This is a genomic window from Mycobacterium sp. NGS34, from assembly GCF_059812845.1.
Window position 1 is genome coordinate 17,249 of record NZ_JCALDM010000019.1, and the last position, 25,760, is coordinate 43,008.

Consider the following 25,760-nt stretch of genomic DNA (forward strand, 5'->3'; position numbering starts at 1 on the left):
GCGCGCGTTCCGCCTGGTCGAACGGGTTTATTTCCGGCCCTTGCGCCGCTTGGAGCCCCCACCGGGCGCCTTGGAAGCGGCCTCGGAGCCGGCCGCCTCTTCCGCGGGCGTTTCCGCGGAAGGCCAGTGCGCGCGCCATTCCTCCTCGGTGACTTCGCCCAGCGGCGCCACGTCCAGCTCGACCGGGACGCTGTCGCCGCGGCGGCTGGCCGCGATCGACCTCTCCACGCCGCGCACGGTGTCCACGAACTCCAAAACGGCGGCGCGAAGGGCGCCTTCGGCGTCGAAGTCGGCCGACACGGACACCGACGTGATCTCGGCGGGGATCAGGTCGGCGGGCAGCCCCGCCTTCTCGGCGCGTTGAATCACCTTCTGCGCCAACGCCAGTGCCGGCTGACCGGTGTGCACGTCGTCCATCACCGAATTGCGCGACTTCTCCGCGGCCTTGCGCTCCTCCCACTGCGCCAGTTGCTCTTCGAGCGAAATCGATTGTCCGGCAAGCACTCCGGGCACCCGATTGCCCAGCTTGCGCATCAGTGTGGCGGCGACGTCGTCGATCGTGAAAGGAAGCTGCGGCGCGTCCTCGGCGATGCGGGCGTGGAAGAGAACCTGCAGCAACACGTCGCCCAGCTCCTCGCGCAGCAGGTCGGCGTTGCCGCTGCGCACGGCGTCCAGCAGCTCGTAGGTCTCCTCGAGCAGGAACCTGCGCAACGAGTCGTGAGTTTGCTCGCTTTCCCACGGCCCGGCGGTGCGCAGCTTGTCCATCATCGCGACGGCGTCGACCAGTCGCTCGCCGCGCGGCGTGTCCGGCGCCGAGATCAGCCGGGCCCCGGCGGCCAACCGGGCGGTGACGGCGGGGTGGTCCGGATCGGACGACAGCAGCACCGGCGCTGGAGCATCGGGGTCCCCGGCATGCACAGGCCGCGCGGCGGCCAGCGACCAGGGCACCGCGACCGGCATCTCCTCGGTGTACTGCACCTCGCCGGCGAGGTGCTCGATGGCCTCGATCGGCACCAGCGACGGGCGGCGAGGGTCGAACAACACGACGATCATGCGCGCCGCTCCTCCCCCGACATGTTCGCTGGTGACCCCGTTATACCAATCTCTATCTGTGGTTTCCCCTCGAGCGCGGTCACCAGGTTGGCCACCATCTGCAGCAACTCGACGTCGCGCAGGCGCGGCGCGCCGACCCCACCCTCCCGCGGAATGGGCACCTGAACCGTGGACGTGGTGGCGCGGTAGTTCGCCGCCGGATACATCCGCTTGAGCCGCACCTGGGCCGAATCCAGCAGCGTCACCGGCGAGAGCCGCACGGTCGCCGCCGACGGGGCCGACACCTCGGTGATGCCGGCGGCGCGGCACAGCAGCCGCAACCGCGCCACGGCCACCAGCCGCTCGGCGGGCTCGGGCAGCGCCCCGTAGCGGTCGATCAGCTCCTCGACGACGGCGCCGACGGCCGCGTCGTCAGAGGCCGCGGCCAGCCGCCGGTAGCCCTCCAGCCGCAGCCGGTCGCTGGCGATGTAGTCGGGCGGCAGGTGCGCGTCCACCGGCAGGTCGATCCGGACGTCCTTGGCCTCCTCGGGCGTGGTGACCGTTTCGCCGTCGGCGGCGGCCCGGTAGGCCTCGACGGCCTCGCCCACCAGCCGCACGTACAGGTCGAACCCCACCCCGGCGACGTGGCCGGACTGCTCGACGCCCAGGACGTTGCCGGCACCGCGGATCTCGAGGTCCTTCAGGGCGACCGCCATGCCGGCGCCCAGCTCGTTGTTCTGCGCGATGGTCGCCAGCCGGTCGTAGGCCGTCTCGGTCAGCGGCGCGTGCGGCGGATACAGGAAGTAGGCGTAACCGCGCTCGCGGCTGCGCCCGACCCGCCCGCGCAGCTGGTGCAGCTGGGACAGCCCGAAGGTGTCGGCCCGCTCGACGATCAGCGTGTTGGCGTTGGAGATGTCCAGCCCGGTTTCCACGATCGTGGTGCACACCAGGATGTCGTATTCGCGGTTCCAGAAGCCCTGCACGGTGCGTTCCAGCCGCTCCTCGGGCATCTGCCCGTGCGCGACGACGACGCGCGCCTCGGGCACCAGCTCACGCACCCGGGCCGCCGCCCGGTCGATCGAGCTGACCCGGTTGTGCACGTAGAACGCCTGGCCGTCGCGCAGCAGCTCGCGCCGCAGCGCGGCGGCGATCTGCTTGTCGTCCTGCGGGCCGACGTAGGTCAGCACCGGGTAGCGCTCCTCGGGCGGGGTCAGGATTGTCGACATCTCGCGGATCCCGGCCAGGCTCATCTCCAGCGTGCGCGGGATTGGGGTGGCGCTCATGGTCAACACGTCGACGTGGGTGCGCAGCGACTTGATGTGCTCCTTGTGCTCGACGCCGAACCGCTGCTCCTCGTCGACGACGACCAGGCCCAGGTCCTTCCAGCGCACCCCGGTCTGCAGCAGCCGGTGCGTGCCGATCACGATGTCGACCGTCCCGTCGGCCAGGCCCTCGACCACGGCGCGGGACTCGGCGGCGTCGGTGAACCGGGACAGCCCCTTGACGGTCACCGGGAAGTCGGCCATCCGGTCGGTGAACGTCTGCAGGTGCTGGTCGGCGAGCAGCGTGGTGGGGACCAGCACGGCGACCTGCTTGCCGTCCTGGACCGCCTTGAACGCCGCCCGCACCGCGATCTCGGTCTTGCCGTAGCCGACGTCCCCGCAGATCACCCGGTCCATCGGCACCGGCTTCTCCATGTCGCCCTTGACCTCGGTGATCGCGGTGAGCTGGTCGACCGTCTCGGTGAAGCCGAAAGCGTCCTCCATCTCAGCCTGCCAGGGGGTGTCCGGCCCGAACGCGTGCCCGGCGCTGGCCTGCCGCTTGGCGTAAAGCGCCACCAGCTCGCCGGCGATCTCGCGCACCGCGCGGCGGGCCTTGGTCTTGGTGTTGGCCCAGTCGCTGCCGCCGAGGCGGCTCAACGCCGGCGCCTGCCCGCCGACGTAGCGCGACAGCTGGTCCAGCGAGTCCATCGGGACGTACAGCTTGTCTGTGTTTTTTGCCCCACCCCCCCGGTTCTTGGCCGAGGCGTATTCGAGCACCAGGTATTCGCGGCGCGCGCCGCCGACGGTCCGCTCGACCATCTCCACGAACCGCCCGATGCCGTGCTGGTCGTGCACCACCAGGTCGCCGGCGGTGAGCGCCAGCGGGTCGACGGTGTTGCGCCGCTTGGCTGCCAGCCGCTTGCCCTCGACGGTGCTGGCCCGGTTACCGGTCAGGTCCGTCTCGGTGATGACGACGAGGTTGGCGCCCGGGATTATCAGACCGTCGTGCAGCGGGCCCTTGAGCACGCCCACCACCCCCTGCCTGGGGGCGGCGCCCGGTTCCAGCATGGCGGCCGAGGTGTCGGACTCGGCGAGCCGCTCCACCACCCGGTGGGCCGTGCCGGTGCCGGGCGCGACGACCGCGGCGTGCCCGCCGGTGCTGACGTGGGCGCGCAGCATCGCGAAGATGCCGTCGATGTCGTGCTGGTGCCCGCGGGCCGACGGCGCCGCCCGGACGTCCAGTTCCACGGCGGACTCGTCGGAGAGCTGGCTCAGCGTCCACCAGGGATGATCGGCGCGGGCCGCGGCGGCGCGGACGTCGTCCAGTTCGGCGAAGCCGGATCCGCCGAACTGCGCGAGGTCGACGGGCGCGTCGGTGCCCAGCGCCGCCACCGACCACGACGCCTCGAGGAACTCGCTGCCCGTCTTGATCAGGTCGGCGGCCCGCGTGCGCACCTTCTCCGGGTCGCACACCAGCACGGGCGTGCCCTCGGCCAGCTGGTCGGTCAGAAGCACGTGTTCGCCGGGACGCAGCACCGGCAGCAGCGCCTCCATGCCGTCGACCGAGATGCCCTCGCCCAGCTTCGCCAGCATGTCGGTGACGCTGCCGGTGATGGCGGGCTCGGCCCCGGAGTGCCGGGCGGCGAGCGCGGCGGCCCGCTCCCGCACGCCGTCGGTGAGCAGCAGCTCGCGGCACGCCACCGCGATGACGGTGTCGACCTCGATCTCGGGGATGGACCGCTGGTCGGCGACGGCGAACATCCGCATCTCGCTGACCTCGTCGCCCCAGAACTCGACGCGCACCGGGTGTTCGGCCGTCGGCGGGAAGACGTCGAGGATCCCGCCGCGCACCGCGAACTCGCCGCGCCGGCCGACCATGTCCACCCGGGTGTAGGCCAGCTCGACCAGCCGGGCGATCACGTCCTCGAACGCGATCTCCCGACCGACGCTCAGCGTGACCGGCTCCACCTCGCCCAGCCGCGGCGTCATCGGCTGCAGCACCGAGCGCGCCGCCGTCACCACCACCCGCAAGGGCGGACCCAGCCGCGCGTCTTCGGGATGGGACAGCCGGCGCAGCACCATCATTCGGGCGCCGACGGTGTCGACGCCGGGCGAGAGCCGCTCGTGCGGCAGGGTTTCCCACGACGGGAACACGGCGACCGCGTCGCCGAGCACGCCGCGCAGTTCGGCGGTCAGGTCGTCGGCCTCACGCCCCGTCGCGGTCACCACGAGCACGGGCCCCAGCCGCGCCAGCGCGGTGGCGACGAAAAGCCGGGCGCTGGCGGGTCCGACCAGGTGCAACTCGGCGGGCCGGGCGGCCGCGCTGTCGATCAGCTGCTGGAACGTCGGCGCCGTCAGCGCCAGGTCCACGAGCCCCGCGATCGGGGTTTCTGGGCGAGCAGGCCCCGGTCCGGTCATGATGAATCCATTCTAGGGGCGCCGAACGACGTCAATATTGGCCCCGACGGCGTCAAGGGATCGTAAGAAAAGCGGCACCGGCCACCGGCCGGGCGCACGTTGAAGTCATGACATTGCTCGACATCCTGCCGTCCCTCGGAAAGGCGGCCCCCCGCCGGTTCGATTCTGCGATCTGGCCCGTCACGACGCACTCCGACGAGGAGGGCCGGCTGTGCGTCGGCGGCGTACTCCTGGCCGACATCGCCGACGAGTTCGGCACCCCGACCTACGTGATCGACGAGGCCGACTTCCGCCTGCGCGCCCGCCGCTACCGCAAGGCACTCCCCGACGTGCGGGTCGTCTACGCGGGCAAGTCGCTGCTGACCACCGCGGTGGCGCGGTGGGCGCGCGAGGAGGGCCTCGGTGTCGACGTGTGCTCGGCCGGCGAGCTGGCCGCCGCCCTGGCCGGCGGCGTGGACCCGGCACGGATCGTCATGCACGGCAACGCGAAATCGCCCGACGAGCTGCGCGAGGCGGTTCGCGTGGGCGTCGGGCGCATCGTGGTCGATTCGTGCATCGAGATCGCCTACCTCGCGGGACTGGCGCGGCGGCGGCAGCCGGTTCTCATCCGGGTGACCCCCGACATCGATATCCACGGCCACCGCGCCGTCACCACGGGCATCAGCGACCAGAAGTTCGGCTTCACACTCGCGGGCGACCACGCCTCGGACGCCGCCAAGCGGGTGCTGGCGCATCCCATCCTCGACCTGGTCGGGCTGCACTGCCACATCGGGTCGCAGGTCACCGACCCGGCGCTCTACGGCGAGGCGATTCGCCGGATGATTGCGGCCATGGCCGACATTCGCGCCCAGCACGGTGTCGTGCTCACCGAGCTGAACATCGGCGGCGGCCACGCCATCCCCTACATTCCGGGCGACCGCGAGCTCGACCTCGACGAGTTGGCTTGCGTCATCGAGGACGCGCTGGACGAGGCCTGCGCCGCCGAGCACTTCCCGCGGCCGACCATCGTCGTGGAGCCCGGTCGCGCCATCACCGGCCGGGCCGGCGTGACCCTGTACCGGGTGTGCTCGGTGAAGACGCAACCGGGCGGGCGCACCTTCGTCGCCGTCGACGGCGGCATGAGCGACAACCCGCGGGTGGCGCTGTACGGCGCGCAATACACCGTCACGCTGGCGAACCGGCACCCGCTGAGCGCCAAGCTGCGCGTCACGGTCGCGGGACGGCACTGCGAGGCGGGTGACGAGATCGCCCGGGACATCGAGCTGCCGGCGGACCTGCATCCCGGCGACCTGCTGGCCGTCGCCTGCACGGGCGCCTACCACCACAGCATGGCGTCGAACTACAACCTGGTCGGCCGGCCACCGCTGGTGGCGGTCAACGACGGGCGGGCCCGCGCCCTCGTGCGCCGCGAGACGGTCGCCGATCTGCTGTCGCGCGACAGTGGCTAAGCGGCGACCCGCTGCGCCCGGCTACGCCGCGCTTGCGATCGCCGCGGGTTAAGCGGCGACCCGCTGCGCCCGGCTACGCCGCGCTTGCGATCGCCGCGGGTTAAGCAGTCACGGCGTGTCCCGCTCGGCGAAGTGGCGTTGCCGCGCCAGCAACGCCGCGGCCCGCTGCTCGGCGGTGACGCGCCGCGACGAGTCGAAGTAGTCGCCGACGCGGTCGACGTCGATCACGGTGGCGGTGGGCGCGGCGGGCTGCTCGGCCGCGGTGGCGCGCCAGGTGACGACGCCGCTTCGATAGCCGCGCGCGTCGAGCCAGTTGTCCACGCCGACGTCCTCGGTGGCCAGCAGCACCCGCACCCGGTCGCCGTCGGCGTGCGACTGGCCGAGGTTCAGGCTCGTCTGGCGGGTCGCGATGTCGATCATCTCGCTCCACCGGTTGGTCAGGCAGATTCCGACATACGGGCTGCCGCTGGGGATTTGGTACTCGATCACCAGGGCCTGGCCGTCGTCCAGTTCCCAGGAAATGGGGACGAACCACGCACCGGCCATCGCCGACGGCGGCTGCATCGGCGGGATGACGAAGTTCTTCGGCAGGGCCCCGAAGACCCGGGCGGGAATGTCCTTGACCCACATGGTGAACAGGTCGCGCGACGCGACCAGGTGCTCGTCGAACGCGGCGAGCGCCTGCGCCGGCGACCGCGGCCTCGCCGGTGCTTGGGGGTTGAGGCATTCGATGCGGACGGTGCCCTTGGATTGTCCTTGCCAGTCGCCGAAGGTTTGGTAGCAGCAGAACGACTCGGCGCCCGGTGGAAGCTCAAACCAGTTGGTATCGCCGGTTTTCTGACGGCCGAAGTAGACCTCGAAGGACCCGTCCGGCGCGATGTCGAGGTCCTCGGATTGCGTCTTGACCGCCTGGGCCTGGTCGTCCTTGCCGGCGTAGACGCCGAAGGTGGTCTGCGCGACGGAGCCCAACTTGCCGTAGACCCGGTAGTCGTGCGCGTCGTCGATTCGCGCCGACAGGTACAGGGTGTCGGGGTTGGAGTGGCCCCAGTTCCACGGCGCGTACTGGGCGTTGATCAGCGCGGGGCGGGCCGGGTCGCTGCGCAGTTGCAGCCCCATGTACTGGATGTGGCCGATCAGGTGCTCGAGAAGCGAACTGGCAGAGCCGTCGTCGAGGTCGCCCTGCGCCAGCGCGACGCCGAGCAGGTCGTCGTGAAGTTCGCCGAATCGTCGCCACGCCGCGCGCAGCGCGTCACTTGACTGGTCGGTCATCGCTTGTCCTCGATTCCGTAGAAGTCGCGGTAGTACTGCAGTTTCGGCCAAAGCGCCGCGATGTCGAGCCCGTAATCCTCGGCCTGGTAGATGTTGGGTTTGCGGGTCGCCATGCCGCGCTGCTCCATGAACCTGCTCATCTTGCGATGAACCTCGGCGGTGAGTTCGATACCGGAGTGGTCGTAGATCTCCGTGACACAGGACATCGGGTCGCGGACCATGCGATCCATCGGGAAGTCGATGAATTGCGCTGAGCGGTCCGCGAATTGGCGCCTCAATTCGACGTTGCGGGCGAGCATGGCTCCGGTGCGCCAGGTCATGTAACGGCCGTGATCATGCCAGTCGACGCAGTCGGTCACCATCGCGAAGACGGTGCCGGACAACTTGCAGCTCGAGGCGATGACCTCGGTGGGCTCGCGGTAGGTGGTGACGAAACGCGCGTCGGGGAAGACGGCGAGGATCTTGTCGATGTTGGCCATGTGCGGTGGGGTCTTGAGCAGCCAGCTCTCCTTCGGGCGCAGTCCCCCGCTCTGCATGTACTGCAGCAGCAACTTCTCCTCCTGGTAGACCCAGGTGCGGTCCTGATCGGCCAACCACCGGTCATAGCCCTGACAGTTGAACATGACCAGGAACGTCTCGCTGTGAAAGGCGTAGGCGTGCAGCAGCGCGCATTCCTGGGCCTCCCACGCGCCGAGCGGGTGCGCGGCGTCCAGGTCGGGGGCCAGCGACAGGGTCCGGCGAATCTGCTTCTCGCTGCGCGCGATTCGCGGGTCGGTGCGCATCGTGGCGGGATCCAGCGGCGGGTGCAGCTCGTCGCACTCCCAGGTGAGGGGAAAGCGAAACCGGTCATCCTGACTGAGCAGGTGATGGGTGATCGTGGTGCCGGTGCGCGGCGCGCCGACCAGGAAGACCGGCTTGGCGATGACCTCGTCCCGGATCGCCGGATTCCGGCGGATGTGGTCCATGACCAGTAACCGCTGGCGCAACAGGTTGGTGATGTGCGTCGCGGCCAGTATGCGGCCGAAGCCGTTGAGCTTGTCCTCGGTGTTGATCGACTCGATGAGCCGGTCCAGGCCCGCTTCGAAGCGGGGATCGCCGAAGTCGGTCAGGCCGCCAGCGCGCCGGCTGGCCCGGTCCATGAGCGCGTACTTGCGCAGCGGCACGGGAGGTGCGCCGAGGCGGCGGGCCGCGCGGTAGGCACCGTTGAGAACGCGGAATGGCAGCGGTCTGGGTGGTTCATCGATGGCCATGACTGGCGTTCCTCACCGTTGAGGGGATAAGAAACCTGTTGACGCGCAGGAAGTTACGCGGACTGCGCCGATTGCTCGATGCCTCCCGGTGTTCAAGCGGACCTTCAAAAGGATCGTTGTGCTCGATCCTGCAAAACATTACGATCTGAACGTAATGAAATCAACACCTTTCGAGCGCGATAATCGCGAGTCCAAGTCGCAGGGGCGGCCCCGCGATGCGCGCATCGACGATGCGGTCCTGCAAGCCACCAACGAGCTGCTGGAAGAGATCGGCTATGCGCGGCTGAGCATTCCGTTGGTGGCGGCGCGGGCCGGCGCGACGCCGCCGGCGGTGTACCGGCGCTTCCCCACCAAGATCGAACTCGTCTTCGCTGCGGTGTTTCCCCCGACGCCGCGGGCGGAGTTGCCGTTGACCGGCGACCTGCGGACGGTCGTGCGCAGCCTGCTCGAGGGATCCATCCACCTGTTCAGCCGGCCGGCGGTGCACAGCGCGGTGTCAGGCCTGACGGCCGAACTGCCCTCCGAGCCGGGCTTGTCGGCGCGGCTGCTGGACCGGCTGCAGGGCGGCACCTACGAACGCCTGCAGGGCTACCTCGATCACGCCGCCGCCAACGGAGTGGCGGTCCACGGCATCGACGCGCGTCTGCTGATGGACATGATCGGCGGCACGGTGATGATGTCGATGGCCACCGAACGCACGCTGGACGACAGCTGGCTCGAGCACAACACCGCGCTGATCGTCCGCGGGCTGAACCCATGACCGCGCCGCCGATGCAGGTCGTCGCCTCCGCACCGGCCCAGCTGGGCCTGGCCGAAATCGGCCCGTGGGCCGCGCGCATGGAGCGCATCGGCTTCGAGGTCGTCCACGTGTCGGAGACCATCCACGATGTATTCACCATCGCGGCAATGGCATTGGCGCATACGACGCGGCTGACCGTGCGCACGAGCATGGCGCTGGCGTTTCCGCGCAGCCCGATGATCACCGCCTATGCGGCCTGGGACCTCGCCCGCTACTCCGACGGGCGCTTCCAGCTCGGCCTGGCCTCCCAGGTGCGCGGGAACATCGTCGGACGATTCTCGGTCCCGTGGTCGCAGCCGGCGCTGCGGATGCGGGAGTACATCGAATCGGTGCTGGCGATCTTCCACTCCTTCCAGACCGGTGAGCCCCTCGACTACGGCGGGCGGTTCTACCGATTCGACCGCCTGCAGCCGTATTTCAACCCCGGCCCGAATCGGTGCGGACCCCCGCAGATCTGGACCGGCGGGGTCAACAAGAAGATGTGCGTGCTGGCCGGCGAGCTCTCCGACGGCTTCGTCTGCCATCCGACCAACTCGCATCCGTCGATCCTCGCGGCGCAGACGCTGCCGGCCCTCGCCGAAGGCGCCGCGAAGGGTCGCCGCAGCCGAGCTCCGCTCGCCGTGGTGGCCAATCCGCAACCCTTGATGGCCGCCACCGGCGACGAGCTGGCACGGCTGCGCGAACACCGCCGCTCGGAGCTGGCCTTCCTCTACAGCACCCCCGCCTACCGCCGGCAGCTCGAATTCTTCGGTTTCGAGGACGTCGGCGAGGCGCTCAGCGCCATGGCGCGCCGGAACGAATGGACCGACCTGCCCGAGCACCTGACCGACGAGGTGATGGATCGGGTTGTGCCGCAAGGCACCTACGACGAAATTCCCGCGGTGCTCGCGCGTTGGTACTCCGGCGTGTGCACCGGCCTGAGCCTGCCGGTCACCGACGTGCCGGACGACGTGCTGGCCATGCTCATCGATCGCCTCAAGGCGATTCCCACCCTCGGGGAACAAACACCAGGAAGGTAGCAATGAACGCAGCACAATCGGCTCTGGCGCTGAAGTCCATGGTGGCCCGGCAGTGGCGCTCGCGCAGCCCGCTGGCGCGGCGCCCACCGAAGAACTTCGCCGGGCAGTACGGGCCGTGGGCGCTGGTGTCCGGCGCCAGCGAGGGCATCGGCGGCGCCTGGGCGGATTATGCTGCGTCCCAAGGCTTGTCGGTCGCGATCGTCGCGCGCGACCCCGACAAGCTCGAGAAGAAGCGTCAGGAATTGGTGTCACGGTTCGGCGTCGAGGTGCTCGCCATCTCCCAGGAACTCGGGGCGCCGGATGCCGTGGAAAGCATCGTCGCGGCCGTCGGCGATCGCGAAATCGGGCTGCTGGTATCCAACGCCGCGCTGGCCACGGTCGGGGGATTCTGGGCCGATAACCTCGAATTCGAGCGGAAGCGGATAAACATCAACTGCTGCAGCCCGTTTGGGCTGACCTACCACTACGGGGCCCTCATGAAGGCGCGCCGCCGTGGCGGCATCGTCCTCATGAGTAGCGGCACGGGGCTGATCGGCAGCCCGTACTACACGCACTACGGCGCGACGAGGGCGTACAACATCATTCTCGCCGAAGGGCTCTGGTACGAACTGAAACCCGACAACGTGCACGTGTTGGCGTGCATGGCCGGGCTGACGAGTTCGCCGGGGGCCGCCGAGGCGCTCGAGGTCGCGCGGGCCAGGGGCAGCCTGATCAATACGCCCGAGGAAAACGTCGAAGAGGCGGTCTTGTATCTCGGCAAGCGGCCCAGCATGCAAGTGGGGGCGCCCAACCGGCGGATGATGTTCGCCGTGACCCGCCTGCTTCCGCGATCGATGGGCATCCGGGAAATCGGCAAGCACGCCCTGAACAACTTCCTCGACGGGGTGCGGCCGTAGCTACTCGTCCTGCAGCCGCGGGTCGGCTTCGAGGTGGGTCAGGCCGTTCCACATCAGGTTGACCAGGTGCGCCGCGACCACTTCCTTCTTGGGCTCGCGGGTGTCGAGCCACCATTGCGCCGTCATCGACACCGAGCCCACCAGCGCCTGGGCGTACAGCGGCGCCAAATCCGCGTCCAGCCCGCGGCGGGCGAAGTCGCCGGCCAGGATCGAGCTGACCTGGCTGACCGCGTCGTTGAGCAGGCTGGAGTAGGTGCCCGAGCTGATCGCGGCGGGCGAGTCGCGGATCATGATCCGGAACCCGTCGGTGCGCTCCTCGACGTAGGTGAGCAACGCCAGGGCCACCCGTTCCACCCGCACCCGGGACCGGTTGTTGGTCAGCGACGAGGTGATCATGTCCAGCAGCGCAGACATCTCCCGGTCGACGACGACCGCGTACAGCCCCTCCTTGCCGCCGAAGTGTTCGTATACGACGGGCTTGGACACGTTGGCGCGCAGGGCGATCTCCTCGATCGAGGTGCCCTCGTAACCGCGCTCGGCGAACAGCGAGCGGGCGATGCCGATGAGCTGCTGCCGGCGATCGCTACCGGTCATGCGAGCGCGCGGGGCCCGGGCTTCCTTGTCCGGCTCCTTTTGCGTTTGGGGGTCGAGAACGGCCACGTCAGTCAGCCTATCCGTTACGCCCGCCGCGACCAGGCCGCTTACCGTCTAGAGTCACCGTGGGTATTCCATCCGTCGTGGTGTAATCGGCAGCACATCAGATTTTGGTTCTGAGAGTTCAGGTTCGAGTCCTGGCGACGGAGCAGCGTGCCCTTTGCGGCGAGCGTGCATGAAATGACACGCTTGACGGCGTGTCGGTGTGCAAACACGCACGCTCGCGCAGAAGGGCAATAGGAGAGAGTTCATGTCGTTTCGTGGTGACACCGCGGTCCTGGTGCTCGCGGCCGGACCCGGCACCCGGATGCGGTCCGACACCCCGAAGGTGCTGCACACGATCGCCGGCCGCAGCATGCTGTCGCATTCCCTGCACGCGATCGCCAAGGTCGCGCCCCAGCACCTGGTCGTGGTCCTCGGCCACGACCATCAGCGGGTCGCGCCGCTGGTCGGCGAGCTTGCCGAGACGCTGGGACGCTCGATCGACGTGGCGCTGCAGGATCGGCCGCTGGGCACCGGCCACGCCGTCCTGTGCGGCCTGTCCGCCCTGCCGGAGGACTACGCCGGCGTCGTCGTCGTCACCTCCGGCGACACCCCGCTGCTGGACTCCGACACCCTGGCCGGCTTGATCGCCACCCACACCGCGGACTCAGCCGCGGTCACCGTGCTCACCACCACGCTGAGCGATCCGGTCGGCTACGGCCGCATCCTGCGCACCCAGGACAACGAGGTGATGGCGATCGTCGAGCACACCGACGCGACGCCCTCGCAGCGCGAGATCCGCGAGGTCAACGCCGGCGTCTACGCGTTCGACGTCGCGGCGCTGCGCTCCGCGCTGAGCCGGCTGAGCTCCAACAACGCCCAACAGGAGCTCTACCTGACCGACGTCGTCGCGATCCTGCGCGGCGACGGCCGGGCGGTGCGCGCCCAGCACGTCGCCGACAGCGCGCTGGTGGCCGGCGTCAACAACCGCGTCCAGCTGGCTGAGTTGGGCGCCGAGCTGAACCGCCGGATCGTCGCCGCCCACCAGCTGGCCGGCGTGACCGTCGTCGATCCGGCCACGACCTGGATCGACGTCGACGTGACGATCGGCCGCGACACCGTCGTGCACCCCGGAACCCAACTGCTGGGGCGCACCCGGGTGGGCGGTGGCTGCGTCGTCGGCCCGGACACCACCCTGACCGACGTGACCGTCGGCGACGGCGCGTCGGTGGTGCGCACCCACGGCACCTCCTCGGCGATCGGGGACGGCGCCACGGTAGGCCCGTTCACCTACCTGCGACCCGGGACCGTGCTGGGGGCCGACGGCAAGCTCGGCGCGTTCGTCGAGGCCAAGAACTCCGTCATCGGCACGGGCACCAAGGTCCCGCATCTGACCTACGTCGGCGACGCCGACATCGGCGAGCACAGCAACATCGGCGCGTCCAGCGTGTTCGTCAACTACGACGGCGAAACCAAGCGGCGCACCACCGTCGGCTCACACGTGCGCACCGGCTCGGACACCATGTTCGTGGCCCCGGTGACCATCGGCGACGGGGCGTACACCGGCGCCGGCACGGTGGTGCGCGACGACGTCCCGCCGGGGGCGCTGGCGGTGTCGGCGGGGCCGCAACGCAACATCGAGGGCTGGGTGCGGCGCAAGCGGCCGGGCAGCGCGGCGGCGCAGGCCGCGGACAAGGCCGCGGAAAAGGCGACCGGGAAGACCGCCGAAGAAAATCCCGAGAATTCAGGGCCCGAACAGACACCGTGAGTTTGGTCCCTGGCAACCCGGCCACATTTCCGTACGATTCGCTACGTACGATGGGGCTTCCATTTCGATCCCGAGGCAGGGCAGTGCGTTGAGCCACGATTGGACCGATAATCGAAAAAATCTGATGCTTTTCTCGGGCCGCGCGCATCCCGAGCTGGCCGAACAGGTCGCCAAGGAGCTCGACGTCCACGTCACCGCGCAGACGGCCCGCGAATTCGCCAACGGCGAGATCTTCGTTCGGTTCCACGAGTCGGTGCGCGGCTGCGACGCCTTCGTCCTGCAATCCAACCCCGCGCCGGTCAACAACTGGCTGATGGAACAGCTGATCATGATCGACGCCCTCAAACGGGGCAGCGCCAAGCGGATCACCGCGGTCATGCCGTTCTACCCCTACGCGCGGCAGGACAAGAAGCACCGCGGCCGCGAGCCGATCTCGGCGCGCCTGGTCGCCGACCTGCTCAAGACCGCCGGCGCCGACCGGATCGTGACCGTCGACCTGCACACCGACCAGATCCAGGGCTTCTTCGACGGGCCCGTCGACCACATGCGCGGACAGAACCTGCTGACCGGCTACATCAAGGACAACTACCCGGACGGCAACATGGTGGTCGTCTCCCCCGACTCCGGCCGGGTGCGCATCGCCGAGAAATGGGCCGACGCGCTGGGCGGGGTCCCGCTGGCCTTCATCCACAAGACCCGCGACCCGCGGGTGCCCAACCAGGTGGTCTCCAACCGCGTCGTCGGCGAGGTCGAGGGCCGCACCTGCGTCCTGATCGACGACATGATCGACACCGGGGGCACCATCGCCGGCGCGGTGAACCTGTTGCGCGAAGACGGCGCCAGCGACGTGGTGATCGCGGCGACCCACGGCGTGCTCTCCGACCCGGCCGCCGAGCGGCTGGCGGCGTGCGGCGCGCGGGAGGTCATCGTCACCAACACCCTCCCGATCGGCGAGGAGAAGCGTTTTCCGCAGCTCACGGTCCTGTCCATTGCGCCGTTGTTGGCCAGCACCATCCGCGCCGTTTTCGAAAACGGCTCCGTCACGGGACTTTTCGACGGGGACGCCTAGATGGCCGATACCGTCATCTACCACAACCCTAAGTGCAGCACCTCCCGCAAGACCCTGGACCTTTTGCGGGACAACGGGATTGATCCCACCGTCGTGCAGTACCTGAAGACGCCGCCGTCGCGTGCGGAGCTGGCGCGCATGATCCGCGACGCCGGCATCGAGGTGCGCACCGCGGTGCGCAAGCGTGAACCGCTCTATGCCGAGCTCGATCTCGCCGACGCGACCGACGACGAGTTGCTCGACGCCATGGCCGAACACCCGATCCTGATCGAACGGCCTTTCGTCGTCACGCCGAAGGGCACCCGGCTGGCGCGGCCGATCGACGCCGTGCGCGAGATTCTGTGAGACGTACCGCCGCGGTTGTGCTGGTCGCGCTGAGCATGCCGGTGGCGGCGTGCTCGCCTCCGAAAGCCCCTGACTACCAGTCGATCCTGACGAGGAGTTCGACGAGCAGCGCCACTGCCACGCCGACGGAGAAGCCCGTCCCGTTGTCGCAGTACCTGCAGAACATCGGCGTCACCGGCCAGCAGGTGGCGCCGGGATCGTTGCCCGACCTGAACGTGTCGATACCGACGCCAACGGGCTGGTCGCAGGCGAACAACCCGAACATCGCCAAGGAGACCCTGATGATCTCGCCCGGCGGCAAGTACCCGACCGCGCGGCTGGTGGTCTTCAAATTGCACGGGGACTTCGACCCGGCGCAGGTCGTCAAGCACGGCAACGACGACGCCCAGCTGTTCGAGAACTTCAAGCAACTGGACGCCTCCACGGACAACTACAACGGCTTCCCCTCGTCGATGATCCAGGGCAGCTACGACGTCGACGGCCAACGGCTGCACAGCTGGAACCGGATCGTCATCGCCACCGGGTCGCCGCCCGCGCACCAGCGCTACCTGGTCCAGTTGACCATCACCACCCTGGCTAACCAGGCGGCCGCCGAGGCGACCGACATCGAGGGGATCATCCACGGGTTCGTCGTCGCCGCCAAGTAATTCGCACCGCGTCCCTTCACTAAGCTCATCACCCATGACGAACTGGACCGCCGCAGATCTGCCGTCGTTTGCCGGCCGCACCGTGATCATCACCGGCGCCAATAGCGGGCTGGGCGCGGTGACGGCCCGCGAGCTGGCCGGTAAGGGCGCCAAGATCGTCATGGCCGTCCGCAACACGGGCAAGGGCGAGTCCGCCGCGAAGCAGATGTCCGGCCAGGTCGAGGTGCGTCCCCTCGACCTGCAGGACCTGTCGTCGGTGCGCCGGTTCGCCGACGGCGTGGAGGGGGCCGACGTGCTGATCAACAACGCCGGCATCATGGCGCCCCCCTACGCGCTGACCGCCGACGGATTCGAGAGCCAGATCGGCACCAACCACCTCGGTCACTTCGCTCTGACCAACCTGCTGCTGCCCAAGCTGACCGACCGGGTCGTCACGGTGTCTTCGATGGCGCACTGGCCGGGGCGCATCGACTTCGAGGACCTGAACTGGAAGAACCGCCGCTACTCCGCGTGGCTGGCCTACAGCCAGTCGAAGCTGGCCAACCTGCTGTTCACCAGCGAGCTGCAGCGCCGCCTCGAGGCGGCCGGTTCGCCGCTGCGGGCGGTGGCGGCCCATCCCGGCTACTCGCACACCAACCTGCAGGGCGCGTCGGGCCGCAAGGTCGGCGACGCGCTGATGTCGGCCGCCACCCGGGTGGTGGCCACCGACGCCGACTTCGGCGCCCGGCAAACCCTGTACGCGGCGTCGCAGGACGTGCCGGGCGACACGTTCATCGGCCCGCGATTCAGCTGGATCGGCCGGACCCAGCCGGTCGGCCGGAGCCGTCGGGCGCGGGACGCGGCCGCGGCCACCCGGCTGTGGGAGCTGTCCGAGCAGCTCACGGGCACCAAATTTCCGCTCTGAGGTGCCGATGCGCTACCCTGACCGGGCGTCACGGCGAGGGTGGCTGGCTGGCCAGCACCGTTATCGACGGAGACCGACTTCAATGTCGCGACCCCCGCCGTGCTCCCGAACCAGGTATTGAGCACAGAGGAGCGACACGATGGCCAAGGCCACAGTCAACCAACTCAAGGTCGAGGTGCGAGCCGAGACCGGCAAGGGCGCGTCCCGCCGGGCCCGCCGCGACGGCAAGATTCCCGCCGTCCTCTACGGTCACGGCGCCGCCCCCCAGCACCTGGAACTGCCCGGGCATGATTACGCGGCGGTGCTGCGGCACTCGGGCACCAACGCGGTGCTGACCCTCGACATCGCGGGCAAGGAACAGCTGGCGCTGACCAAGGCACTCGACATCCACCCGATCCGCCGCACCATTCAGCACGCGGACCTGGTGATCGTGCGTCGCGGCGAGAAGGTCCACGTCGAGGTCAACGTCGTCGTCGAGGGCGAGGCCGGACCCGACACGCTGGTCACCCAGGAGACCAACACGATCGAGATCGAGGCCGAGGCCATGTCGATTCCGGAGCAGTTGACCGTGTCGGTCGAGGACGCCCCGCCCGGCACCCAGTTCACCGCGGGCCAGATCGCGTTGCCCAGCGGCGTCACGCTGGTTTCCGACCCCGACATGCTGGTGGTCAATGTGGTGAACGCGCCGACGGCCGCCGACCTCGAGGAAGAGGGCGCCGGCGAGGCTGCCGAGGGCGAGGCGGCCGCTCCCGCGGCCGAAGAGGGCGGCGAGGCCGAGGCCTCCGCCGACGAGTCCGAGTAGGCGGTCCCGACGTGGCCGAACCGCTACTGGTGGTCGGCCTGGGCAACCCGGGAGACAACTACGCGCGCACCCGGCACAACCTCGGGTTCATGGTCGCCGACCTGCTCGCCGCGCGGCTGGGTTCGAAGTTCAAGGCGCACAAGCGTTCCGGCGCCGAAGTTGTCAGCGGCCGGTTGGCCGGGCACCCGGTGTTGGTGGCCAAGCCGCGCTGCTTCATGAACGAGTCCGGCCGCCAGGTGGGGCCGCTGGCGAAGTTCTACTCGGTCGCCCCGGCCGACATGATCGTCATCCACGACGACCTCGACCTGGAGTTCGGCCGCATCCGGCTCAAGATCGGCGGCGGCGAGGGCGGCCACAACGGGCTGCGCTCCGTGGTTGCGGCGTTGGGCACCAAGGAGTTTCAGCGGGTGCGCATCGGGATCGGGCGTCCGCCCGGACGCAAGGACCCGGCGGCGTTCGTGCTGGAGAACTTCACCGCGGCCGAACGCGCCGAGGTGCCCACCATTTGCGAGCAGGCCGCGGACGCCACCGAGGCGCTCATCGAACTCGGGCTCGAGCCCGCGCAGAACCGCGTCCACGCTTGGTGAGCGCTTCGCGCCCTACCTCGTCAGCATGTCCTTCCACGACTTCGGCGCCGCGGTGACGACCAGGTCGGACTGTTGGAACAGTTGGCCGTCCGGAGCCATGTACTTGCCGGTGCGCGGGTCGTATCGCGCGACCGCCACCGGCGGGGTGGCCTCGGGGCCGCCGGTGGTCAACGAGCTCGGCGCCGCTTGCGGGGGCGTTCCGGACGGCGAAGCGCCCGGCGGCAGCGGCGTCCCATCCACCGGACCGAAGGTGTGGTCGCCGGACGTGGCGCGATCATCGGGCGGAATGCCCTGCGCCACCAGGTTCGGATCGAGCGGATAGGCACCGAGCACGTGCTGGCGCATGGCCAGCGGTTCGTACGGTTTGTCGCTGTCACAGATCTGCACGGTGGGCGCACGTTTCCCGGGCTTACCCATGCACGGGTAGTTGCGCGCCCCGCGGACCGAAATCGGGGAATCCTGAGGGAGTTTGCAGTACAGCCCGTCCGGCGTGTCGACCGTCGTGGTGTCGGCGGGGGAACGCCACGACGAGGGCGGCAGGAACCCGACGGTGCACGGCGGCGGGTCAGCGACGCTGATCGCGAACTCGCCCATCGCCATCCCCGTCGGGTTGTTCTTCGACAACCCGGAGGCCTGCAACGACGCGATCACCGGCGGCAACAACACCAACAGCTGCTCGAGTGACGGGTTGTACGTCACCAGGATCTGGCCCACCGTGGTCAGGTTCGCCAGCAGGATCGGCAGCGTCGGTTTGATCTGGTCGAGCAGGCGAGAAACCTCATTGACGGCGCCCGGGCCGGTTTCGAGCAGCGCGCGCAGCTGTCCATCGTCGGCCGCCAGCGTGTGCGTCACACCGGCCAGGCTGTGCGCCCAGGTCCGGATGGAGTCCGTGGTTTCGGCCTGCGAATCCAGCAGCGGCACAGCGTCATCCACCAGCGTGCGGGTCCGTTCGGCGACGGCGTTGGCGTCTCGACTTACCCGGGCTGAGGAGTCGAGCAGGGAACCGAGATCGAAGCCGGCCCCGTTGAGCCCCTTGAACGACTCGTCGAGCAGCGCGCTCATCTTGCCCTTGGGGATGCTGTTGATCAGCGCGCTGACCCTGTCCAGCATCGGCCCGACCGCTTGCGGAATCGTGGTGCGCCCGACGGGAATCACCGAGCCGTCTTCGAGGTAGGGTCCCGCGTTGTGGCGCGGGCGCAGGTCCACATACTGCTCCCCGATCGCCGAGATGCTGCGCACCTCCGCTTGCAGATCGGCGGGGATCCGCGGCGAACGGTCGAGCGACAGCGTCGCCCACACGCGGTCGGGCTCGAGATCGACGGCGGTCACCTTGCCCACCTCAACGCCCCGGTAGGTCACGTTGGCGAACCGGTATATCCCTCCGCCGGAAGGCAATTCCATCCGCACGGTGATGTGGTCGATGCCCAGCAGGGTCGGCGCCTGTACGTAGACCAGGGCCATCGACAGGACGCCGACGATCGAGACGATCGTGAAGATCGTCAGCTGGATCTTGACCAGGCGCGTGAGCATCAGCCGCCCGCCTGGTCTTTCGGCGGGAAGTCGGTGGGCTGCGGAACCCCACCGGCGGGCGGCGGAGCGGTCGGCGCCGCCGGGGCGCTCGGCGGCGGGGCAGCGACGCCGGGCGGATCGTAGGTGAAATTCAGATATTCCGGTTCCCCGGGTGCGGGAACAAGTTTCGCGCCGACCTGACCCCACCGGGTGCCGAGCAGCAACGTCCGCTTGAGCCGGGGAAGAGTGAGGTCGGCGATCAAGAACATGTTCATGTAGTCGCCTCTGACACCCCGGTCGATCAGATTCTGGCCGTAGGGGAACGTCGTCGCCCAGACCAGCGCGCTATCCAGGTCGGGACCGATATCGGCGAGCGCCTTGATCGTCGGTTCCAGATTCTTCAGGTCGCGCACCAAGTCGTCTCGCGTGTCGTCGACGAGCCGGGTGGCGGTGTCGCTGAAGACCCGCAACTTCTCCAGCGCCGTCGTGAGACGCGGCCGCTCGCGGATCAGCACGTCGAGGGCAGGCGGAATCTTCTGCAGCGCTTGGGTGATCACGTCGCGCTGCCCGGCGAGCGTGTCGGTGAGGCGGTTCAGGTCTCCGATGAGCCCAATGAGATCGTCGCGCTGGGCATCCAGCGCGCCGACGAAATCGTCGAATCGGGTCAGCAGATCGCGGATCTGGTCCTCGTGCCCGGACATGGCGGCGCTGAAGTTGTGGATGATGTCACCGATCTGGCCCAGACCCCCGGCATTGATCACCACCGACAGCGACGAAAGGGTCTGCTCCGTCGACGGATAGGTCGACGACCGGTTCAGCGGGATGGTGGCTCCGGGTTGCAACCGGCCGCTCGGCGCCTGGCCCACCGGGGGGCTCAGCTCGAGATGCATGGAGCCCAGCAGGCTGGTCTGCCCGACCCGGGCCACCGCGTTGGCGGGCACCACGACGGAAGGCTTCACCGAGATCGCGACGTCGGCGTGCCAGTTGTGGAAGGTCATGTGGTCGACGCTGCCGACGACGACGTCGTTGAGCATCACCGGTGAATTCGCCTCTAGCGTGCTGACATTCGCCAACTCGACATGGTAAGTGGCGGCGCCGGCCCCTCGCCCCACCGTGCCCGGCAGCGGAAGCGAGTTCAATCCCTGGAACGCGCATCCGGTCGGGGTGAGCACCAGGAAGCCGCCGATGGCGAGCGCCCGGCGCACCGTCGAAGATCGGCTCACGGCTGCGCCCCGCCCGTCGGGAGCAGCATGTCCTGCACGTTCGCCGGTTCACGTGCCGGAATCTCTTGCGGCTCGGTGCCGGTGGCCGTGGTGGGCGGCGGCTCGGGTTGCGCCGCGCCAGGAATGCGCGCCAGCGGCGGCGGCGGTGGCGCCGCCGGCGGGGTGTCACCGGGCAGCCCACCGTAAGCGGACACCGCGGGCGGCAGCAACGGCAGTGTGGGCTTCGGGCCCTCGCCACCGGGCGCCAGGCGTGGTTCGGAATAGATGACGTTGTCGGGGCTGGCCGACTTCATCAGGAACATGCTGGTCGGGATCGGCAGGTAGTTGAAGCTCATCGATCGCAGCGCGGGGCCCAGATATTGGGCGCACAGCTTTCCCGTCTCCGGTGCGGTGGCGTTTTCCAGCGCCCCGATCTGAGCGCAGATGAATTGCAGCGGGTTCGAGAAATTGTTGATCACAATGGATCCGATGGTGTCGCCGGTGTCGGGGTTGTACGCGTTGTAGAAGTTGGCGAACGCGTTCGGGGCCACGTGTAGGAGGTTCTCCAGGTCGGTGCGGTGGTCGACGAGGTTCTTGGTGACGTCGGCCAACCGCTGGACCTGCTCGGAAAGCTGGTCACGGCTCCCGGAGACGAAGCGTTGCACCTCGCCGACCACGCTCGACAGGTCGGTCAGGGCCGCATCCAGGTCGGACCTGCCGTCGTCGAGCACGCTGGTGAGCGTGGCAAGCCGATTCTCGAACGAGACGACCTGCTGGTTGCTGTCGCGCAGGGCCGTCACGAACACCTGCAGGTTGTTGATGATGTCGACGATGTTGCCGCTGCCGTTGGCCAAGATCCTGCCCACCCCGGACAGCTCCGCCAACGTCTGGCGCAGTTTTTCGCCGTTGCCGTCCAGCGCGTTGGCGGCGCTGTCGATGAACCGCGCGACCGACGGCGTCGACACCTGACTGCTGGGCCCCAGATCCGTTGCAAGGCGCGTCAGTTGGGCCTTCACCTCGTCCCACTCGACCGGCACTGCGGTGCGCCCGACGGGAATCACCGCGCCGTCGCGCATCGTCGGCCCGCCGCCGTGGTACGCGGGCGCGAGCTGGACGTAGCGCGCGGACACCAGGTTCTGGGCGACGATCACCGCCTTGGCGTCGTCGGGGACGCGCACGTCGCGATCGACATGCAGGGTGACCCGGACCAAGTCGCCCTCCGGGCGGATCGACGTGATCTTGCCGACCTTGACCCCGGAGACCCGCACCTGATCGCCGGGGTAGATCGCCGTCGCGGTGGTGAAGTAGGCGGTGATCGTCTTCGGGCGCCAGAATGACTGGTAGACAACGAAAGCCGCGCCGGCCACGCCGAGCACGGCCAGCACCGCCGCCAGGCCCACTGCCAGCTTGTTCCGCGACATCAGTGCGGCACCTCCGGGATCCCGTTGCGCGGGAACGGGAATTCCGCGCGCGGGCCGGCGTTGTCCGGCGGCTGCCCGGGGATGTTGCCCCTGCGGAAGCCGAAGTAGTAGTCCAGGAACGGCTGGATGAACTGCGGCGGCATCACATTCGGGGTGAACGATTGGTAGTAGAACCCGCTGGACACCGCCTCCCCCTGGGTGACCTCGTACTTGGCCAGGCCCGGAAGGGCTTTGGCGATGTTGTCGCGGTTCTTCTCCAGGATGGCGGTCACCCCGTTGAGCTTCCGCAGCATCGGCGCCAGGGTCTTTTCGTTGTCGTGCACCAGGCCGGACAGCTGCTTGGCCATGGCCGACACGTTGGCCAGCAGGTCCACGATCGCCTGGCGCCGCCGCGCCAGCACGTCGAGCAGGTCGTTGGTGTTGAGGATCAACCGGTTCACCTGCTGGCTGCGTTCGGACAGGATGCCGGTCAGGCTGCCGGTGTCCTTCAGCACCTCGCCGAGCGTCTGATTGCGCCCGTTCAGCGACTGCGACAGCCGGGTCAGGCCATCGAACATCGGCCCCAATTGCGGTGCGACGCGGTCGATCGACGCCGACAGCGTTTCGAGCGATTGGTTCAGCGATGCGGTGTCGGTTCCCGCGAGGTCGGTGGTGAGGCCGCTGACCGATTCCGTCAGGGAATACGGCGCCGAGGTGCGCGAGACCGGGATGACGTCGGACGGACGCAGCGTGCCGGCGCCCGCCGAGTCGAGGGTGAGCACCCGCCGGCCCAGTAGCGAGCCGGTGCGGATGTGGGCGGTGCTGTACGAGCCGAGCCGGATCTTTCCGTCGACCCTGAACGTGACCAACGCATCCCCGTCGCTCAGCGTGATGCCCGACACCGCGCCGACCTTGATGCCGGACGCCGTCACGTCGTCGCCGACCTCGAGCCCGCCCGATTCGGTGAACAACGCCCGGTAGCGCACGTCGGTCGCCATCGACAACAGCTGCTGCGGTTGCAGGCCGACGGCGATGACGAGCAGCACGAGCACGATTCCGATGAACCCGGCCCGAATCAGGTGAGCGCCGCGGTATTTACGCATCCGGTTCCGCGCACCTCCCGCCGGTCTGCCGCAGCCATGGGAACACCGCGGTCCGCCCCTGCAGGTCGGTGACCCTGACCGTCATCCCGCAGATGTAGAACTGGATGAAGCTGCCGTACGCGCCAAGGCGGACCAGCTTGCGGTAGTTCCCCGGCGCCTTCTGCAGCGCCACGTCGAGTTGGTCTTTGCCCTCGTCGAGCAGTGGCGCCAGGCGGCTGAGCTGCTCCACGGTGCCGGCCAGCGGCGGCCGCGCCCTCCTCAGCAGGTCGGCGATGGACGCCGTTCCGGTGTCCAGCGATTCGATCGCGGCCCCGATCGGGTCCCGGTCCTGGGAAAGGCCGGTGGTCAACCGCTCGAGCCGGTCGATGGCGCTGGAGAACTTGTCCCCGTCCTTGACGAGCGTCCCAAGGACCGCGTGCATGTTGTCGATCAGTTGCTGGACCGTTCGGTTGTTGTCGGCCAACGCATTCGAGAACGACGAGGTCTTCGAGAAGACGGAGTCCAGGGTGTCGCCCTCGCCCTGAAACACGCGCACCAGCGACGACGTGAGCGCGTTCACGTCTTGCGGGTTGAGGCCCTGGATAACGGGTTTCAGGCCGCCCAGGAGCAGATCGAGGTCGAGCGCGGGAGCCGTGCGATCGATCGGGATCTGCGCCCCCGCCGGCAGCCGCCGGGTCGATCCGGCGCCGTCGACCAGTTCGAGGTATCGATCCCCGACCAGGTTGAGGTAGCGAACCGCCGCCTTCGTGCCGGTCGTGATCGCGACCTCCCGGTCGGCGTCGAACTTCACCAAGACGGTTGTGTCCGTGCGAAGTTCGACGCTGTTGACCGTGCCGACCCGGATGCCGGCCGCGCGCACCGAGTCGCCGGGCTTGAGGCGTGACACGTCGGTGAAGATCGCGGAATAGGCGTTGGTCGCGCTGGTGCGGTACTGCCCGAATATGAAGAAGAGAAACGCGGTCAGCGTCGTCATCACGACGGCGAAGACCCCGAACTTGAGCACCGTCGTGCCCGTCGAGCCGCTCACCCGGGCTGTCCGACCTGAGCGGAGTTGCGCGGCGGCCCGTCAATCGGTCCGTATAGCAACTGCTTCAGCCCGTCGGAGTTGAGCAGGATGCCCTGGTTTCCGTACTGCGTCGGATTCGCGCCCACGTCGGTAACCAGGAACGGCGGAGCGGTTTCGTAGGGCACCGCCGGCAGGTGTTGGTCCGCGCAGTGCGGGCCGCCCGTCGCCGCGACCTTGGGCAGGTGACCCGGGTAGCGATAGCGTTCGATCCCGAGCGTGAAGCTGACCGACACCACGACACCCGGATCGCCGGGCGGCGGGTTCCTCGAAATTGGCACGAGACCGGCCAGCGCGCAATTCAGCGCGTCGTGGTACTCGTTGGCGATGTCGGTGGTCGGCGCCAGCAGGTGGGCGACGTCGGTCAGCGCGCTGCGGTTGCCGCCCACCACGTCGTTTCCGACGTCCGCAAGGCCGATCGCGCTGATCAGAAACGCGTCGAGGTTCGCCTGCTCGTCGACGACCGTCTGACTGATCCGTGTCGTGTTGTCGACAACCTCGACGAGGTCATGCGCGCCATCCGCGTACGCGCCGAACGCCTTCCGCGAGGCGGCGATGTCGTGGGTCAGGTTGGTCAGGCCGGGATCCAGCTTGGCCAAAAACGAATCCAGATCCGCGAGCATCTGACCGATCTGGTGACCGCGGCCGTTGACCGCCGAGGCGAGCGCCCCCAACGTCTCGTTGAGCTTCTCCGGCTCGATCTTCGACAGCACCGAAGTGAGTTCTTCGAATACCGTATTGATCTCGACCGTCACGCTTTTGGCGTCGAGGACCTGGCCGGCGTGCAGCTTCTCCCGTGACGGTTCGGCGGGGGGAATCAGCTGCACGAACTTGGCGCCGAACACCGTCGTCGAGGCGATGTCAACGAGCACATTGGCCGGGATCAGGCGCAACTTGGACGGATCGATCGCCAGGTGAAGCGCCGCCTGGCCGTCCGGCCGCTCCTCTATCGAGGCAACGGTTCCGACCGGCACCTCGCGCAATTTCACCTTCGCGTCCGGGTTCATCACCAACCCGGCGCGCGGTGCCAGCACGGTGACCGGCACGCTGTCGTCGAAGTCCCCGCGGAACGAGAACGCGGTGAGGGCGACGACGCCGGCGATCGCGGCGAAGGTCACCAGGCCCATCAGCGGACGAACGACAAGCTCCGGCATCAGAATGGGCTGGCCATCCGACCGGAGACGTTGTGCGCCAACCTCCTTGGCTCAGTCATGGCTCGAGCTCCTTGTCCGCAGCGCTCCAGGGCGGCTCCCTTAACACCCCGGGGTGAGGCCAGAATATGTCAGTGCTGACGTAATTGGAAGCCGTCAGTACTGACTAATTTTGCCGGTT

At 68.6% G+C, this 25,760-nt stretch carries 22 protein-coding genes and 1 tRNA gene; 12 read left to right on the forward strand and 11 right to left on the reverse strand.

From position 1 onward, the window contains the following. Positions 1 to 27 precede the first annotated feature (27 nt). On the reverse strand, positions 28 to 1,053 hold the full coding sequence (locus AC5Y7V_RS28355; protein WP_499883359.1) for a nucleoside triphosphate pyrophosphohydrolase: 1,026 nt from the start codon (positions 1,051 to 1,053) through the stop codon (positions 28 to 30). Continuing rightward, a complete protein-coding gene (gene mfd / locus AC5Y7V_RS28360) occupies positions 1,050 to 4,712 on the reverse strand; it encodes a transcription-repair coupling factor (protein WP_499883360.1) in 3,663 nt (1,220 codons plus the stop codon). Before mfd ends, AC5Y7V_RS28355 begins: the two co-directional genes overlap by 4 nt. 107 nt (positions 4,713 to 4,819) lie before the next feature. Here mfd and lysA point away from each other — a divergent pair, with 107 nt between their 5' ends. Continuing rightward, positions 4,820 to 6,160, forward strand: a complete 1,341-nt coding sequence (lysA, locus tag AC5Y7V_RS28365; RefSeq protein ID WP_499883361.1) for a diaminopimelate decarboxylase — start codon at positions 4,820 to 4,822, stop codon at positions 6,158 to 6,160. Between the two features lie 108 nt (positions 6,161 to 6,268). On the opposite strand, the gene AC5Y7V_RS28370 is transcribed toward lysA, so the two are convergent. Together AC5Y7V_RS28370 and AC5Y7V_RS28375 are read right to left on the reverse strand one after the other, a co-directional pair. Then, positions 6,269 to 7,429 (reverse strand): hypothetical protein, encoded by a 1,161-nt coding sequence (locus tag AC5Y7V_RS28370; protein WP_499883362.1) that lies wholly within the window; start codon positions 7,427 to 7,429, stop codon positions 6,269 to 6,271. Then, complete coding sequence (locus AC5Y7V_RS28375) at positions 7,426 to 8,679, reverse strand: sulfotransferase family protein (RefSeq protein ID WP_499883363.1); 1,254 nt, start codon at positions 8,677 to 8,679, stop codon at positions 7,426 to 7,428. The genes AC5Y7V_RS28370 and AC5Y7V_RS28375 overlap by 4 nt, the downstream gene beginning before the upstream one ends. A gap of 154 nt (positions 8,680 to 8,833) precedes the next feature. Here AC5Y7V_RS28375 and AC5Y7V_RS28380 point away from each other — a divergent pair, with 154 nt between their 5' ends. The 3 genes from AC5Y7V_RS28380 to AC5Y7V_RS28390 are packed head-to-tail and all read left to right on the forward strand — an operon-like array spanning position 8,834 to position 11,393. Further along, positions 8,834 to 9,439, forward strand: coding sequence for a TetR/AcrR family transcriptional regulator (locus tag AC5Y7V_RS28380; RefSeq protein WP_499883364.1), 606 nt, complete (start codon positions 8,834 to 8,836; stop codon positions 9,437 to 9,439). Between the two features lie 11 nt (positions 9,440 to 9,450). Then, positions 9,451 to 10,497, forward strand: a complete 1,047-nt coding sequence (locus tag AC5Y7V_RS28385) for a TIGR03617 family F420-dependent LLM class oxidoreductase (RefSeq protein WP_499883423.1) — start codon at positions 9,451 to 9,453, stop codon at positions 10,495 to 10,497. A 2-nt stretch (positions 10,498 to 10,499) separates the two neighbouring features. Next, positions 10,500 to 11,393 (forward strand): SDR family NAD(P)-dependent oxidoreductase, encoded by an 894-nt coding sequence (locus AC5Y7V_RS28390; RefSeq protein ID WP_499883365.1) that lies wholly within the window; start codon positions 10,500 to 10,502, stop codon positions 11,391 to 11,393. On the opposite strand, the gene AC5Y7V_RS28395 is transcribed toward AC5Y7V_RS28390, so the two are convergent. Continuing rightward, positions 11,394 to 11,987 carry a TetR/AcrR family transcriptional regulator gene (locus AC5Y7V_RS28395; protein ID WP_499883424.1) on the reverse strand — a complete coding sequence of 198 codons (594 nt, stop codon included), beginning with the start codon at positions 11,985 to 11,987 and terminating at the stop codon, positions 11,394 to 11,396. A 137-nt stretch (positions 11,988 to 12,124) separates the two neighbouring features. Between AC5Y7V_RS28395 and AC5Y7V_RS28400 the strand changes: the two genes are divergently transcribed. The 8 genes from AC5Y7V_RS28400 to pth all read left to right on the forward strand — a co-directional run bounded on the left by AC5Y7V_RS28400 (position 12,125) and on the right by pth (position 18,151). After that, positions 12,125 to 12,196 (forward strand) — tRNA-Gln (locus AC5Y7V_RS28400). A gap of 101 nt (positions 12,197 to 12,297) precedes the next feature. Then, a complete protein-coding gene (glmU, locus tag AC5Y7V_RS28405) occupies positions 12,298 to 13,797 on the forward strand; it encodes a bifunctional UDP-N-acetylglucosamine diphosphorylase/glucosamine-1-phosphate N-acetyltransferase GlmU (protein ID WP_499883366.1) in 1,500 nt (499 codons plus the stop codon). Positions 13,798 to 13,885: 88 nt separating this feature from the next. Then, entirely contained in the window at positions 13,886 to 14,866 is a 981-nt protein-coding gene (locus AC5Y7V_RS28410; protein WP_067877489.1) for a ribose-phosphate diphosphokinase, read from the forward strand. Next, entirely contained in the window at positions 14,867 to 15,211 is a 345-nt protein-coding gene (gene arsC, locus AC5Y7V_RS28415) for an arsenate reductase (glutaredoxin) (RefSeq protein ID WP_499883367.1), read from the forward strand. 35 nt (positions 15,212 to 15,246) lie between these two features. Beyond that, the gene (locus tag AC5Y7V_RS28420; RefSeq protein ID WP_499883425.1) at positions 15,247 to 15,858 is read left to right on the forward strand and encodes an LpqN/LpqT family lipoprotein; all 612 of its coding nucleotides are present in this window, start codon (positions 15,247 to 15,249) and stop codon (positions 15,856 to 15,858) included. Positions 15,859 to 15,892: 34 nt separating this feature from the next. Beyond that, on the forward strand, positions 15,893 to 16,762 hold the full coding sequence (locus tag AC5Y7V_RS28425; RefSeq protein ID WP_499883368.1) for an oxidoreductase: 870 nt from the start codon (positions 15,893 to 15,895) through the stop codon (positions 16,760 to 16,762). Between the two features lie 139 nt (positions 16,763 to 16,901). After that, a complete protein-coding gene (locus tag AC5Y7V_RS28430; RefSeq protein WP_499883369.1) occupies positions 16,902 to 17,564 on the forward strand; it encodes a 50S ribosomal protein L25/general stress protein Ctc in 663 nt (220 codons plus the stop codon). An 11-nt stretch (positions 17,565 to 17,575) separates the two neighbouring features. After that, positions 17,576 to 18,151: an aminoacyl-tRNA hydrolase gene (gene pth / locus AC5Y7V_RS28435; protein ID WP_499883370.1), complete on the forward strand. Its 576-nt coding sequence runs from the start codon at positions 17,576 to 17,578 to the stop codon at positions 18,149 to 18,151. Positions 18,152 to 18,163: 12 nt separating this feature from the next. On the opposite strand, the gene AC5Y7V_RS28440 is transcribed toward pth, so the two are convergent. From AC5Y7V_RS28440 to AC5Y7V_RS28465, 6 genes are read right to left on the reverse strand one after another with little or no spacing between them, the layout of a single operon-like run. Then, positions 18,164 to 19,681, reverse strand: a complete 1,518-nt coding sequence (locus tag AC5Y7V_RS28440) for an MCE family protein (protein WP_499883371.1) — start codon at positions 19,679 to 19,681, stop codon at positions 18,164 to 18,166. Further along, positions 19,681 to 20,865: an MCE family protein gene (locus AC5Y7V_RS28445; RefSeq protein ID WP_499883426.1), complete on the reverse strand. Its 1,185-nt coding sequence runs from the start codon at positions 20,863 to 20,865 to the stop codon at positions 19,681 to 19,683. The genes AC5Y7V_RS28440 and AC5Y7V_RS28445 overlap by 1 nt, the downstream gene beginning before the upstream one ends. Before the next feature lie 14 nt (positions 20,866 to 20,879). Then, positions 20,880 to 22,283 carry an MCE family protein gene (locus AC5Y7V_RS28450; RefSeq protein WP_499883372.1) on the reverse strand — a complete coding sequence of 468 codons (1,404 nt, stop codon included), beginning with the start codon at positions 22,281 to 22,283 and terminating at the stop codon, positions 20,880 to 20,882. After that, positions 22,283 to 23,365: an MCE family protein gene (locus tag AC5Y7V_RS28455; protein WP_499883373.1), complete on the reverse strand. Its 1,083-nt coding sequence runs from the start codon at positions 23,363 to 23,365 to the stop codon at positions 22,283 to 22,285. The genes AC5Y7V_RS28450 and AC5Y7V_RS28455 overlap by 1 nt, the downstream gene beginning before the upstream one ends. After that, entirely contained in the window at positions 23,358 to 24,392 is a 1,035-nt protein-coding gene (locus AC5Y7V_RS28460) for an MCE family protein (protein ID WP_499883374.1), read from the reverse strand. Before AC5Y7V_RS28460 ends, AC5Y7V_RS28455 begins: the two co-directional genes overlap by 8 nt. After that, positions 24,389 to 25,582 (reverse strand): MCE family protein, encoded by a 1,194-nt coding sequence (locus AC5Y7V_RS28465; protein ID WP_499883375.1) that lies wholly within the window; start codon positions 25,580 to 25,582, stop codon positions 24,389 to 24,391. Before AC5Y7V_RS28465 ends, AC5Y7V_RS28460 begins: the two co-directional genes overlap by 4 nt. Positions 25,583 to 25,760 lie beyond the last annotated feature (178 nt).

What these genes read in the sequence shown, in the direction of transcription:
- mfd (WP_499883360.1), bottom strand. Translation starts at nt 4,712, where the DNA reads ATGACCGGACCGGGGCCTGCTCGCCCAGAAACCCCGATCGCGGGGCTC.
- AC5Y7V_RS28390 (WP_499883365.1), top strand. Translation starts at nt 10,500, where the DNA reads ATGAACGCAGCACAATCGGCTCTGGCGCTGAAGTCCATGGTGGCCCGG.
- AC5Y7V_RS28355 (WP_499883359.1), bottom strand. Translation starts at nt 1,053, where the DNA reads ATGATCGTCGTGTTGTTCGACCCTCGCCGCCCGTCGCTGGTGCCGATC.
- AC5Y7V_RS28385 (WP_499883423.1), top strand. Translation starts at nt 9,451, where the DNA reads ATGCAGGTCGTCGCCTCCGCACCGGCCCAGCTGGGCCTGGCCGAAATC.
- AC5Y7V_RS28430 (WP_499883369.1), top strand. Translation starts at nt 16,902, where the DNA reads ATGGCCAAGGCCACAGTCAACCAACTCAAGGTCGAGGTGCGAGCCGAG.
- AC5Y7V_RS28395 (WP_499883424.1), bottom strand. Translation starts at nt 11,987, where the DNA reads ATGACCGGTAGCGATCGCCGGCAGCAGCTCATCGGCATCGCCCGCTCG.
- AC5Y7V_RS28370 (WP_499883362.1), bottom strand. Translation starts at nt 7,429, where the DNA reads ATGACCGACCAGTCAAGTGACGCGCTGCGCGCGGCGTGGCGACGATTC.
- AC5Y7V_RS28440 (WP_499883371.1), bottom strand. Translation starts at nt 19,681, where the DNA reads ATGCTCACGCGCCTGGTCAAGATCCAGCTGACGATCTTCACGATCGTC.
- AC5Y7V_RS28455 (WP_499883373.1), bottom strand. Translation starts at nt 23,365, where the DNA reads ATGCGTAAATACCGCGGCGCTCACCTGATTCGGGCCGGGTTCATCGGA.
- AC5Y7V_RS28420 (WP_499883425.1), top strand. Translation starts at nt 15,247, where the DNA reads ATGCCGGTGGCGGCGTGCTCGCCTCCGAAAGCCCCTGACTACCAGTCG.
- lysA (WP_499883361.1), top strand. Translation starts at nt 4,820, where the DNA reads ATGACATTGCTCGACATCCTGCCGTCCCTCGGAAAGGCGGCCCCCCGC.
- AC5Y7V_RS28425 (WP_499883368.1), top strand. Translation starts at nt 15,893, where the DNA reads ATGACGAACTGGACCGCCGCAGATCTGCCGTCGTTTGCCGGCCGCACC.
- AC5Y7V_RS28465 (WP_499883375.1), bottom strand. Translation starts at nt 25,582, where the DNA reads ATGCCGGAGCTTGTCGTTCGTCCGCTGATGGGCCTGGTGACCTTCGCC.
- arsC (WP_499883367.1), top strand. Translation starts at nt 14,867, where the DNA reads ATGGCCGATACCGTCATCTACCACAACCCTAAGTGCAGCACCTCCCGC.
- AC5Y7V_RS28380 (WP_499883364.1), top strand. Translation starts at nt 8,834, where the DNA reads ATGAAATCAACACCTTTCGAGCGCGATAATCGCGAGTCCAAGTCGCAG.
- AC5Y7V_RS28450 (WP_499883372.1), bottom strand. Translation starts at nt 22,283, where the DNA reads ATGTCGCGGAACAAGCTGGCAGTGGGCCTGGCGGCGGTGCTGGCCGTG.
- AC5Y7V_RS28375 (WP_499883363.1), bottom strand. Translation starts at nt 8,679, where the DNA reads ATGGCCATCGATGAACCACCCAGACCGCTGCCATTCCGCGTTCTCAAC.
- glmU (WP_499883366.1), top strand. Translation starts at nt 12,298, where the DNA reads ATGTCGTTTCGTGGTGACACCGCGGTCCTGGTGCTCGCGGCCGGACCC.